Source organism: Brevundimonas sp., from assembly GCF_044239655.1.
GTDB lineage: Bacteria > Pseudomonadota > Alphaproteobacteria > Caulobacterales > Caulobacteraceae > Brevundimonas.
In genome coordinates this window covers 1-13,131 of sequence record NZ_JBIIAY010000089.1, presented here as the reverse complement: position 1 = coordinate 13,131, position 13,131 = coordinate 1, and the positions used below count along the sequence as shown (strand labels likewise).

Annotated in this window: 8 protein-coding genes; 2 read left to right on the top strand and 6 right to left on the bottom strand. The window is 65.9% G+C overall.

The features are described 5' to 3' along the window. Positions 1-1,319, bottom strand: a 1,319-nt coding sequence (locus tag ACILQR_RS11875; protein WP_395651618.1) for a glycoside hydrolase family 28 protein, incomplete at its 3' end; no start/stop codon positions are given. 127 nt (positions 1,320-1,446) lie between these two features. Between ACILQR_RS11875 and ACILQR_RS11870 the strand changes: the two genes are divergently transcribed. Then, positions 1,447-3,702: a glycoside hydrolase family 88 protein gene (locus ACILQR_RS11870; protein ID WP_395651617.1), complete on the top strand. Its 2,256-nt coding sequence runs from the start codon at positions 1,447-1,449 to the stop codon at positions 3,700-3,702. Between the two features lie 332 nt (positions 3,703-4,034). Here the strand turns inward: ACILQR_RS11870 and ACILQR_RS11865 are convergent, their stop codons facing one another. The 3 genes from ACILQR_RS11865 to ACILQR_RS11855 are packed head-to-tail and all read right to left on the bottom strand — an operon-like array spanning position 4,035 to position 7,595. Continuing rightward, complete coding sequence (locus tag ACILQR_RS11865; protein WP_395651616.1) at positions 4,035-4,232, bottom strand: hypothetical protein; 198 nt, start codon at positions 4,230-4,232, stop codon at positions 4,035-4,037. 53 nt (positions 4,233-4,285) lie between these two features. Then, a complete protein-coding gene (gene acs / locus ACILQR_RS11860; protein ID WP_395651615.1) occupies positions 4,286-6,232 on the bottom strand; it encodes an acetate--CoA ligase in 1,947 nt (648 codons plus the stop codon). Positions 6,233-6,251: 19 nt separating this feature from the next. Further along, positions 6,252-7,595 (bottom strand): DcaP family trimeric outer membrane transporter, encoded by a 1,344-nt coding sequence (locus tag ACILQR_RS11855; RefSeq protein ID WP_395651614.1) that lies wholly within the window; start codon positions 7,593-7,595, stop codon positions 6,252-6,254. Between the two features lie 164 nt (positions 7,596-7,759). On the opposite strand from ACILQR_RS11855, the gene ACILQR_RS11850 reads away from it, so the two are divergent. Then, entirely contained in the window at positions 7,760-8,377 is a 618-nt protein-coding gene (locus tag ACILQR_RS11850; RefSeq protein ID WP_395651613.1) for a response regulator, read from the top strand. Positions 8,378-8,391: 14 nt separating this feature from the next. Here ACILQR_RS11850 and ACILQR_RS11845 read toward each other — a convergent pair whose 3' ends face one another. Together ACILQR_RS11845 and ACILQR_RS11840 are read right to left on the bottom strand one after the other, a co-directional pair. Continuing rightward, the gene (locus ACILQR_RS11845; protein ID WP_395651612.1) at positions 8,392-11,772 is read right to left on the bottom strand and encodes a PAS-domain containing protein; all 3,381 of its coding nucleotides are present in this window, start codon (positions 11,770-11,772) and stop codon (positions 8,392-8,394) included. A gap of 104 nt (positions 11,773-11,876) precedes the next feature. Beyond that, positions 11,877-13,131: MFS transporter (locus ACILQR_RS11840; RefSeq protein WP_395651611.1), on the bottom strand; the 1,255-nt coding region annotated here is incomplete at its 5' end.

The following is a 13,131-nucleotide window of genomic DNA, read 5'->3' as shown; positions in this document are numbered from 1 at the left end:
GTGTCGATCTTGCAGTTCTCGAACCGCCAGTCCCTGGCATTGGCGATCGTGCCGGCGTCGCGGACGTCCCAGTCGAGGCGATCGAAGCGGAAATCCTCGAGCGGAGCCTGGGGATAGGCCGCCGCCTCGAACCCGACCTTGCCGCCGACGGCCTGGAAATCGGACATCCGGACATTGTGGATCCGTGGAATCCCCTGCGCTGCCGGAACAGGTGTTGCGAGAGCACGCCAGTAGTCCGGATAGTCGGTGATCGACGCCGGGATCTGGGCGTAGCTGTAGCTCGGGTACCAGTTGAGATTCACGCGCACGAGCGTCGCCACATCCTGCATCATCACGTCGCGGATGCGGATGTTGGAGATCACTCCCCCCCGTGTGTGACCCGACTTGAAGAAGATGCCCAGCGGGACGGGGTAGTCGATACGCAGTCCCGTCACCTCGATGTCCTCAAAGCCGCCCGACGTCTCCGACCCGAAGGTCATGCCGGCCAGGGCGTCGCGGACGATACAGTCCCGGATACGCACCTCCCGGCAGGGGCGCGCGACCCGCAGACCGTCCCAGTCGCGGCCGGCCTTGATGCAGATGGCGTCGTCGTTGACGGCCAGATCGCAGCGCTCGACCAGCACCCGTTCGGAGGAATCGATATCGATCCCGTCCGTCGACGGCCCGCGCCCTCCGATATTGTTGCGGATGATCAGGTCCGAGACCTTCACGTCGCGCGAATAACAGACATGTACGGTCCAGAAGCCCGACCGCGCCAGGTTCAGACCGGATACCTCGACCTCGTCGGAATCATAGACGTGGATCAGGCGCGGGCGACGGCAATCGTAGTCGGCGGCCCAGCGCAGGTCGCGCGGATCATAGTCGCGCCGCATGGCCCAGTAGCTGTCCCAGAAGACCTTGCCGTCGCCGTCGATCAGTCCCTCGCCGGTGATCTTCGCGCCGCGCTGCTGGTAGACGTTCAGAAGGCCGGCGGGCCAGTCCATCTCGATCCCGGCCACGCGCGTGCGAACCATAGGGTAGGCGGCCAGATCGCGCAGCCCCTTCACCGCCGCGCCGCGCCCGATCATCAGGGTCACGCCGGACTTCACGAACAGCGAGCCTGACAGATAGACGCCGGGCTTCAGCACCACCGTGCCGCCGCCCGCGCCCGCCGCCGCGTCGATGGCGGCCTGGATCGGACGGGTGTTGATCGTCTCGCCGTCACCGACGGCGCCGAACTCGGTGGCGTCGAAGGTGCGTCCGGTAGCCTGCGAGAAGGCGGGCGTCGCCGTGACGACGACTCCGGAGAGGCCGAGGCAAAGCAGGGATCGACGGTGCATGGTGGTCCTCCGCAAGGCGGGCGATCCGTGACGTCGGACGTCAACGTTTCCCACATTCTGTACTTTCGTCTCACGATAGCGAACGGTAGGGTGAAAACAAGACGCGTAGCCGTTACGGAGGTCACCCATGTCATTCCCGTCCCGCCGAGCCCTGACGTTTGCCGCGGTGTTGCTCTCCACCACAGCGACGGGGACCGCAGTGCAGGCTCAGGCATCGTCATCACTGGCTCCGGGTGTGGAGGCGGAGTGGCTGACCGCGCGCGCCCGTCCGGCCCTGAAGACCGACCCGTCGTCCCTGCCGTCGCGCGCCGAAGCGCTCGCCGCTGTCGAGTATGTCGCGTCGGCCCAGATCGCCGCCATGGCGTCAGAGCCGCTGGCCCTGTCGACGGGCAGCAACCTTAGCCAGATGTCGTCCAACTGGGTGGCGGCGACCTTCTACGTCGGCGCTGCGCGGCTGGCGCGCGTGTCCGACGACCCCGAGACCCTGCGGTTCCTGACCGCCGTGGCCGAGCATTACAATTACAGTGTTCGCGGCGCTCGCTCGGGCCCGACGATGCTGAACGCCGACGACATCGCCATCGGCGATCTCTACGAGGAACTCTATTCCCGGCGTGGCCAGGAAGGTGCCTTGATGCCCCTGCGCCAGCGTCTCGACTGGCAGGTTCCGCATCTGAATCGTTCGACGGAGACGCCGGCCCTCGTCTGGTGGTGGGCCGATGCGCTCTACATGGCGCCGCCGGTCCTGGCCCGGATGTCGGCCATCACCGGTGACCCGAAATACCTGATCGCCGCCGACAAGGAATGGCGTCGCACTGCCGAACGCCTCTGGGTCCCGGAGGAGCGCCTGTTCCTGCGCGACGAACGCTTCAAGGACGAGAACCATCGCGACGCCGACGGCGACCGGATCTACTGGTCTCGCGCCAACGGCTGGGTCATGGGCGGCCTGGCGCGCTGGCTGGAGAGCGTGCCGGCGGGCTTTGAGGGACGTCAGTACTACATCGATATCTTCCAGCAGATGGCCCCACGCATTGCCGGACTGCAGCAGGACGACGGCCTGTGGCGCGCCAGCCTGCTGGACCCCGAGACCTATCCGGAAGCCGAGAGCTCTGGCTCAGTCTTCTATGTCTACGCCCTGGCCTGGGGCGTGAACCACGGTCTGCTTGACCGTGCCACCTATCGGCCCGTCATCCAGCGGGGCTGGGCGGCTCTCAACCGTCATGTCCTTCCGAACGGCCTGATTGGCGCGGCCCAGAAGACCGGCGATCAGCCGGTCTCCACGGCCCCGACCGACACAGGCCTCTATGTCACCGGGACCTATATACTGGCCGGTCTGGAGATCGCCGACCTCAGCGGTCCGACCCAGTCCCTGCCCGTCGCCGAACCCGCGCGAGACAGCGCGGAGGTCATCGCTGGTACCACCCCGACCCCGCCCGCGCCGGTCACCGTCCGGGGACCGGAAGAACAGGCCCGCCGCGCCGCCGAGATGAGTGCGACCCGCGCCCTGGCCTATGACCCGGTCGTCCTCGGCCGTCCCTCGACCATCGAACGGCTGACTCCGCCGACCGACGAGGAGCAGATCCCCCGCGCTGTTGTCCGGTTTGCGCCGGACCGCCTCGACGACCTGTTATGGGAGAACGACCGCGTCGCCCACCGGATCTACGGACCAGCGCTGGAGGCTCGCGAACCGCCGTCAGGATCGGGCATCGACGTCTGGGCCAAGCGCGTCCGCTATCCGTTCATGGACCGCCAGCTGCGCTTCCCGAACTATCATACCGACCGGGGGGAGGGGCTGGACTTCTATGACGTCGGCCGCGGGCGCGGCGCGGGCGGCTTGGGCATCTGGTTCGACAACAAGCTGTGGACCAGCCGCAATTTCTCGACCTATCGCATCGAGGAGACCGGCGGCGATGAGGCCCGGTTCAGCGTCGACTATCGCCCGTGGCCCGTCGATGTGAACCGCCGGGTCTGGGAGACGCGCGAGGTCTCGCTGCCGATGGGGTCGAACTTCACCCGCATGACATCGACGATCCAGTCAGACAGCACCGAGCCACTAATCGTCGGCATTGGCATCTCGAAGCGCACCAACGACGCCGGAACCGGCTTCGTGACGCGTGACCAAAGGAACGGTCGCCTGATGTTCTGGGAGCCGGCTGACCCCGATCATGGCAGTCTCGGCATCGCCATCGTGGTCGACCCGGCAATGGTCGAAGGGTTTGCCCAGGACGCCGACAACTATCTGATCCTGGTGCGTGTCACGCCCGGCCAACCGTTCACCTACTCCGTAGGCTCCGCTTGGGACCGGGGACTGGACTTTTCTTCACGAGAAGCCTGGGAAAATTTCGTCGCGGAACAAGGAGCCAAACCAGGCGAGCTGCGGAGATAGCGCTTGGTCTCCAGCGATGGTGCATCTTGAAGAACGGCCCTCAGGCCTCGCAGCCGCACCTTGGACTATATCAGTGTGGAGGCGAGAATACTGTCTAGCGAAGCAGTAAATGGCGGTGCTGTCACTTTAATGTGAACTCTTCTCCGTTTGTCTGGGCGTAGCCCTTGATGGCGTGATGCATTGTGAGGCCGCTTTCGTTCATTCGCCACTGCTTTTCCGGCGGATATGATTCGTTAGGCGGTATGGCTGTACTTCCGGTTTGACTTGATTGCTCGGAATGCCGGGGAACTGAAGAGGGTTCGCGGCGTCTTGCACGTCGCTGCGTGGGGTGATCACAGGGCTGGATAGGCGAGTAGGCGCAGGTCCTTGACCTGTCCGGCCTCGGGGCGATCCGCGGTTGCCTTCAGCAACGCCGGTGGCTGACCGACGCCGAGCGCGATGGCGACCTTGGCCCGCGACGGGATCAGCGCGGGGGCCTCGGCCGCTCTCGGCAGGCGTTCGTGGTTCAAGGTTTCGATGGCGGTAAGCATACCCTCGGGGTGAGTGTCGACCTTGGACCCTCGCCAGATTCATGGACAGCGGCTCACCTGCCTCTGTTTTTCACCAGGTCCTCGACGACGGACGGGTCGGCGAGCGTGGAGGTGTCGCCGAGCGAGCCGAGGTCGTTCTCGGCGATCTTGCGCAGGATGCGGCGCATGATCTTGCCGGAGCGGGTCTTGGGCAGGCCGGGGGCCCACTGGATGGCGTCGGGGGCGGCGATGGGCCCGATTTCCTTGCGGACGTGGGCGACGAGCGCCTTCTTCAGGTCGTCATGCGGTTCGACCCCGGCGTTCAGGGTCACATAGGCGTAGATGCCCTGGCCCTTGATGTCGTGCGGGAAGCCGACGACGGCGGCCTCGGCGACGTCGTCGTGCAGCACGAGCGCGCTCTCGACCTCGGCGGTGCCCATCCGGTGGCCCGAGACGTTGATGACGTCGTCGACCCGGCCGGTGATCCAGTAATAGCCGTCCTCATCCCTGCGGCAGCCGTCGCCGGTGAAGTACTTCCCCGGATAGGTCGAGAAATAGGTCTCGAAGAAGCGGGCGTGGTCGCCCCAGACGGTGCGCATCTGGCCGGGCCATGAGTCGGTGATGCACAGGTTCCCGGAGGTGGCACCGTCGAGGACGACCCCTTCGGCGTCGACCAGTTCGAGTTCCACGCCGGGCAGGGGCAGGGTCGCCGATCCGGGCTTGAGGGCCGTTGCGCCGGGCAGGGGGGCGATGAGGGCACCGCCGGTCTCGGTCTGCCACCAGGTGTCGACGATGGGCAACCGCCCCTTGCCGACGACCTCGTGATACCAGCGCCAGGCCTCGGGATTGATGGGCTCACCGACCGTGCCGAGCAGGCGCAGGGAGGTCAGCGAGTGTTTGAGGACGGGTTCGTCGCCGTCACGCATCAGGGCCCGGAGCGCCGTGGGGGCGGTGTAGAATATCTCGACCTTGTGCTTGTCGATCACCTGCCAGAAGCGGTCGTTGGCCGGATAGTTGGGCACGCCCTCGAACATCAGAGTGGTCGCGGCGTTGGCCAGGGCTCCATAGACCACATAGCTGTGGCCCGTGACCCAGCCCACGTCGGCCGTACACCAGAAGACCTCACCGGGGCGATAGTCGAAGACCAGTTCATGGGTGTAGCTGACCCAGAACAGGTATCCGCCCGTGGTGTGCAGCACGCCCTTGGGCTTTCCGGTCGAGCCCGAGGTGTAGAGGATGAACAGCGGATCCTCTGCGTTCATCGGCTCGCACGGACAGTCGTCGGAGACGGTCTTGACGGCGTCGTCGTAGCGAACGTCGCGATTCCGGACGATGTTCACCTCAGCGCCGCTATGGGTGAGCAGCAGCACCTGCTGGGTATTGAACCCGGCCGGGATCTTGGCCAAGGCGGCGTCGACGTTGGCCTTCAAGGGGATGCGCTTGCCGGCCCGAAAGCCTTCATCCGCAGTGATGACGAAGGCCGAGCCGCAGTCCTCGATCCGCCCGGCAATACTGTCGGGCGAAAAGCCGCCGAACACGACAGAATGGATCGCACCGATGCGGGCACAGGCCAGCATGGCGATCGCGGCTGCCGGGATCATCGGCAGATAGATCGTGACCCGGTCGCCCTTCATGACGCCCATGCCCTTGAGGACATTGGCCATGCGGCAGACCTCGCGGTGAAGCTCAGCGTAGGTGAGGGAGCCGGACACCGACGGGTCGTCACCTTCATAGATGATCGCGGTCTGGTCGGCGCGTGTGGCCAGGTGACGATCGATGCAGTTGTAAGAGACGTTCAGCACGCCGTCGGCGAACCAGCGGATGCGGAAGTCGTCCTTCGCAAAGGACACGTCCTTGATCACCGTCGGCGGGGTGATCCAGTCCAGGCGTTTGGCCGCCTGCGCCCAGTATGCGTCAGGCGTCTCTCGCGCGGCGGTTCGAGCGTCTTCGTAGGCGGCAGCATCCATGTGGGCGCGCGCGGCCCAGTCGGCGGGAACGGGGTAGAGTTCGGGATCGGACATGACAGGCACCCTCAGCGAGCTAGAAGCCATATTTTGCGAACACTTGAAGCCGTGTCACGTCGCCCGACACCCCGGACTCCAGTTCACGCTCGCCATGCATCAGTTCGGCGCCGATATCCATGGCGGGGATGGGCGTCCAGATCAGGTTTGCACGCACGCTCTGCGCCGACTTGTTGGTCGCCAGTCCGATGATCGCGCGGTCGTTGTCCACGGTCTGGGCAGACCATGTCAGGTTTGAGCGCCACTGCGGCGACCAGACGTGACGATAGCTGGCGAAGGCGGCGACGAGGCTGATGGCCTGAAGGTCACCACGGGCATCAAGCACAGCGTCGTTGGCGAAGTTCAGGCCCACGTATCGGCCGATGCCCTCGCCACCGGACAGCATGACCCGCAGATCGTCTCTAGGCCCGACCTTGATCTTGGCGGCGGCGGACAGGCCCCAGCCGACCGTGGTCGATCCGATGGCACCCACGCCGGTCGTCTCGTATTTCAGCTGGCGCACCAGACCTGCGACGGACGCCTCGCCCCACGGACGGCTGATCGCATAGCGGGCGGTCAGATCCGGCAGGCTGTTGTCGTCGGCGATGATGCGGGTCGCGGCCAGATAGGGGGTGACCGTCGTCTCGGGGTTCTCCAGCGCGATCGAGAAGGGCCCGCGCGTGTAGCGGATCTGGGCCTGGCGGGCGAAGACCGTGCCTTCGGAAGATCCCACATAGTCTGCCGTATCAGGCAGTACGGCCAGGTTCTGGAAGTTTGTCCATTCCTGACCGAACAGCCAGTTGTCGATGGTGACGAAGGCGCGGCGCAGCGCAGGAGTCGAGGGGCTGGTCGTCCGTTGATCGCCGGTCCCGGGCAGGACCTGGAAGTCCATCTCGATCCGCGTGGCGACCTTGTGGGCCCCGATCAGTCCGTCCGTGGTCAGCCAGAACCGGGTCTGCCGGGCGTTGAAGTCGGTCGCCGTGCTCTCATCAGCTCCGCCGACAGGGATAGCGCCGGGCAGGTAGAAGTCCCGCATCAGGTCCCCGTTCGCCGGGTCGCCGCCACTGTACTGGCTGGCCATGAAGTCGGCCTTCACATAGCCGCCGACCTTCAGCACGTTGTTCCCGATGCGAAAGCCGTCCGTCGGCGCGGGAGGGGGAGGCGCAGCTGGAGCCGTCGCGACGCGCTGATCGATGCGGATGATGTCCTGGGCCTGGGCCGACTGCTGCACGTGCGACGCCTGGACGTCGGATTTCAGCGCGTTCAACTGCGCCTCCAGCATAGCGATCCGGGCCTCCAGCGCAGCGGTATCTTCCTGCGCCTGGGCCGGAGCTGCGAACAAGGCGGCCGTCGCGGCTCCGGCCAAAAAAACGTTTCTGAGCATGGCTTCCTCCCGGGGAGCTCGTCTGATGCGAGCCTGGGATTGGACATGCCGTGCGGAACCGCTTTGGGGCCATTAGCCATTGGTCTAGTTTCGACCAAGGTCGGGGCGCGCCACTATGGCGCAGGGCACGCGACGACAGAGCGCGGCTCGGGAGAAGAATCACCATGGACCGAATCGTCATCGCCGATGACCACCCGCTCTTTCGAGCCGCCCTCTCGACGGCGATGGCGCGCGCTTCGCCCGATGTCGTGATCGAGGAAACGTCCAGCCTGGCCGGCGCGCGAGCGGCACTTGCGACCGGTCCTGTCGATCTGCTGCTGCTGGACCTTAAGCTTTCGGACAGCGAAGGCTTCGCCGGACTGGCCGGCATCCGGGCCGACTTCCCCGCCGCGCCTGTTGCGATCGTTTCCGCGAGCGATGACGAGGGCACCGTTCGTCGGGCGCTCGCATTCGGCGCAGCAGGCTTCATTCCCAAATCGGCCAGCCTTGAAACCATGGCGGAGGCGTTGGGGTCCATCCTTGGTGGCGACATCTGGGCGCCGGCCCTGTCGGAACTGGAGCCTGGAGAGTCGATGGAATCCCGGATCGCCAGCCTGACGCCTTCGCAGCTCAAGATCCTGATCGGCTTGCAACAGGGACGGTTGAACAAGCAGATCGCCTTTGACCTCGGCGTCACGGAGGCAACGATCAAGGCGCATCTGACCGGCGTCTTCAGAAAGCTGGGTGTTCATAACCGCACCCAGGCCGTGATCGCCGCACAGGCGCTGACCACGGACATCTGAAATCCCCAGCGGCTTCAGGTCCCCCGTGGGCTGGACAGAAAGGCTTTCAGGATCGCGGGCTTGACGGGCTTGGCCATAAGAACGGCACCGAGCGCCGCCGTGCGGGCGGTCAGGGTGGGGTCGGCGTCGGCGCTGATCAGGGCGAGATGGCCAACGCCGCGCGACTTCAACGCTTCGATCACGGTCAGACCATCGGGACCTTGCCCGAGATGGAGATCGACAAGAGCGGCGTCGAATGGCCCCTCGATATCCAGAGCCGCGGTCGCACTCGAGGCCGTGACGACTGTCATGCCCCACCGGGACAGAAGGGCGCCCAGAGCCTCCAGGATGGCGGGTTCATTGTCGACGCAAAGCACTCTCAGGCCTGTCGGCGTCGCCGCTGGAGACGAGGGCGAGCGCGGTTCCGGGGCCTCGGGCTCCGCCAGAGGCACCGTCACGGAGAATACGGACCCGCTGCCCGGACGTGAGCGAAGGCCGAGTGGATGGTCGAGCAGGCCGGCGACCTTGCGCACGATCGCCAGACCCAGTCCGACCCCGGGTTCGTCACCGCCCTGCCCCGGGAGGCGGGTGAACTCGGTGAAGATCGCCTCCTGCTGGTCCTCGGCGATCCCGCGCCCGGTGTCGATGACATCGATCCTGAGGGACCGTCCGACCCGGCGTGCGCCTACCAGAATGCGCCCACTATCGGTGTAGCGGACCGCATTGCCCGTCAGATTCTGGAGCAGGGATCTCAGCAGGTCGGGGTCCGACGCGACCCACCGGCTGGAACTTACGACAGTCAGTCGCAATCCCTTTTCGAGCGCGAGGGGAGTGAACTCACGGCGGATGTCGTCGAACAAGGCCTCGACCGACAGTGCGCGGACGGCAGGGCGCACGCCCCCGGCCTCGAGGCGCGAAAGGTTGAGCAGCGCCTTCAGTAATCCGTGGGCCGACTCGATCGAGCGGTCGGCATGCTCCACCAGCCTGCGGGTCTCCGGCTCCTTTGCGCCCTGGCCTTCCTTGAGGGCGGCGATGAACAGTCGGGCCGCGTGCAGTGGCTGGAGAAGGTCGTGGCTGGCTGCGGCGAGGAACCGGGTCTTGGAGGCGTTGGCGTCTTCCGCCGCCTGCCTGGCCTCGACCAGACGCTCGGTGCGATCCGCCACGCGCGCTTCCAATTGCTCGTTGGCTTCCTCGAGCGCCTGCGCGGCGCGGCGGAGTTCGGTGATGTCGGTGTAGCTGGTGACATAGCCGCCGCCCGCCATCGGTGCGCCGGTCGATTTCAGGATACGGCCGGTGGGCTGGGCCCTTTCGTGATCATGGGGTTCGCGACGCCGGAGCGCCTCCAGCCGACGTTCGATCCAGGCATCCAGATCGCCCGGGTCGACCTCGCCCCGTTCGGCGTTCAGACGATAGACCGAGGCAACCGACTGGCCGACATGGACGAAGCCCGCCGGCAGGCCGAACATCTCGATATAGCGAGCGTTCCAGGCAATGAGACGCAGGTCTTCATCCACGACGCTGACACCCTGGTCGATATTGTCGAGGGTGGCCTGCAGCAGTTCACGGTTGAACTGGACGGCCTGGGACGCCTCGTCCAGCATACGGACCACGTCCTCGGGCGCACGGCCGCCGCCGGCCAGAGCCGCCGAGATGACCCGACGGGCCGACGACGCCCCGACGGCCCCCGCGAGCATCCGCTCCGCCGCGCGTGCCACGCCGGCGTCTGCGGGCTCCGCGTCCCTGATGGCTCTGCCCGTCTCCCGTCCAAAGGCTGCGAAGGCCCTCTCGGCACCCGGGTCGCCGACGAACCGGCCGACAAGGGCCTTCAGGTCTCCGACCGACGCTCCGAAGGGCACCGACGACCGCTCGCGCCAGTCCGGGCTGAGGCGATCGACGAAGGCGTGGGCCTGAATTCGGTCTACCAGTCGCGGCTGGGCAACGCGCGAGACCAGAACATAGACGGCAACGTTGAGACCCAGGCTCAGAAAGACGGCCAGCGGCAAGGGGTCGTCGAGACCGAACGGACGGCTCGACCCCGCACCGAGCGCCGATCCGATCTGCGGCAGGGCAAGCAGGATGAGCCAGACGCTTATGCCGCAGACAATTCCAGCGACTGCACCGCGCGTATGGCCCCCTCTCCACAGCACGGCCCCGAACAGGGCCGGCGCGAGCTGTGCCAGAGCCGAGAAGGAGGTCAGACCGATGGACGCCAGTCCGGTGGCCTGGTCCAGGGTCTGGAAGTAGAGCCATGCCAGGAACAGGATCGCGCAGATGACGATGCGCCGGACCTGAAGGATGGTCCGGGAAATGTCCGAAGCGTCTTCACGGCGACGCCAGCGCGCCCCTGCAACCAGGGGCAGGATCAGGCTGTTGGAGGCCATCGCGGACAGGGCCACCGTCTCGACGATTACCATCGCCGTCGCCGCCGAGAATCCGCCGACGAACACGACGGCGGTCAGAAGCCGGGCACCCTGGCGGAACGGGATATCGAGCACGAGCATATCCGGATCGCTGATGCCGGAGAATAGCCCGCCGGCTGCGACCAGGGGCAGGACGGCCAGGCTGGTGACGATCAGATAGGCGGGAAAGAGCCATCTGGCGCGGCGAACGTCCCGCGGCTCTCCCGACTCGACGAACCCGACATGGAACTGGCGGGGCAGACAGAAGATCGACACGGTCGCCAGCAGGAGGATGGCGACGAAGCGGGCGTCGATCTCTGGCGGCCGCGCAAGTTCGCCGAGTGCGACTGCGACGTCGGTGGTGGCGGGCGCGTCCAGCAACAGGATCACCGCGAAGCCCGCCACAGCGACCAGCGCGGCCAGCTTTACGAGGGACTCCACGGCGATGGCCCGGATCAGGCCACGGTTGTGCTCCGTCAGGTCGGGCCGACGGGCCCCGAAAAGGATGGCGAACCCTGCAAGGGCCACCGCAATCAGGCTGACCGTCAGCTGCTCGGATCCGGCCATCGGAGTCCCTGCCGTGACCAGGGTCCAGGCCATGGACATCGATTTCAGCTGGAGGGCGATATAGGGCAGGGAGCCCAGGATCGCGACGCAGGCGACCAGGGCACCGAGACCCTGGCTCTTGCCGTATCGAGACGAGATGAAGTCGGCGATGGAGCCTGCGTTTTCCCGTCTGGCGGCGGCGGCGATCCGCTTCCAGATCGGGAACAGGACGACGATCCCGATGATCGGCCCGAGGTATATGGGCAGATACTCCCAGCCCTGACGTGCGGCCGTACCCACGGCACCATAGTAGGTCCAGGAGGTGCAGTAGATGGCGAGGCTGAGCGCATAGGCCCAGGGGCCAAGGCCACGGCTCGGCCTGCGGGCACCGGGCCGTTCGCCGCGCCAGGCGACGACGAACAACACCGCCATGTAGACGGCGACCATCGCCAGGATCATCAGCGCGTACATCAAGGTCTCACAGAGCGCCTAACGCGCCGGGACGCAAGCCGAAGAGCGGACCGGTCCTTCGACCGATCCGCTCCTCGAAAGCACTTCAACGGTGTCGATACCGATCAGTCGTTGAGATTGACGTCCTTGCCTTCCTTGACCAGCAGGAAGCCGAGCACTGCCGTCGCGATGGCGATAACGATCGGATACCACAGGCCGTAGTAGATGTTGCCCGTGGCGGCCACCATGGCGAAGGCCGTGGTCGGCAGGAAGCCGCCGAACCAGCCGTTGCCGATGTGGTAGGGCAGGGACATGGAGGTGTAGCGGATATTGGTCGGGAACATCTCGACCAGTGCCGCCGCGATCGGGCCGTAGACCATCGTCACGTAGAAGACGAGGATGAACAGGATGCCGATCACGACCGGCTTGTTCACCAGGGCGCTATCCGCCTTGGTCGGATAGCCTGCGGTCTTGAGCGCCGCGCCCAGGCCCTTGTCCCAGTCCGCCTTCTGGGTCTTGAACTCTGCGGCTGAAAGGGCTTCACCCCGGAAGCTGGGGATCACCACCGAGCCGACGCGGACCTCGGCCACAGTCCCGGCCGGAGCCGCGATGTTGGAGTAGGTCACGCCGGCCTTGGCCAGGTAGGATTTGGCCAGGTCGCAGGACTGGTTGAAGACGGTCTTGCCGATGGGATCGAACTGCAGATTACAGTCGGCGGGATCGGCGTAGACCGTGACGGGCGAAGACGCAGTCGCGGCCGCCAGCTGCGGATTGGCTGCGTTCGTCAGGGCGTGGAACAGCGGGAAATAGGTCAGGGCCGCGATCAGGCAGCCACCCAGGATGATCGGCTTGCGACCGATCTTGTCGGACAGCCAGCCCCAGAAGACGAAGAAGGGCGTCGCCAGCAGGAGCGCGATCGCGACCATGATGTTGGTCAGGCCGCCGTCAACCTTGAGAATCTTCTCCAGGAAGAACAGGGCGTAGAACTGGCCTGTGTACCAGACCACGGCCTGGCCCGCCGCGAGGCCGATCAGGGCGATCAGCACGATCTTCAGGTTGGGCCACTTGCCGAAGGAGTCCTTCAATGGCGTCTTGGAGCCCTTGCCCTCGTCCTTCATCTTCTGGAAGGCGGGGCTTTCAGCCAGCTTCAGCCGGATCCACAGGGAAACGCCCAGCAGCAGGATGGAAACCAGGAACGGAATGCGCCAGCCCCAGTCGGCGAAGGCAGCCTCGCCGATGGTATAGCGAACGCCGACGATGACGATGAGGCTCAGCATCAGGCCCGCCGTCGCCGTGATCTGGATGAAGGAGGTGTAGAAGCCGCGCTTGCCGTGCGGCGCGTGCTCGGCCACGTAGGTCGCGGCCCCGCCGTACTCGCCG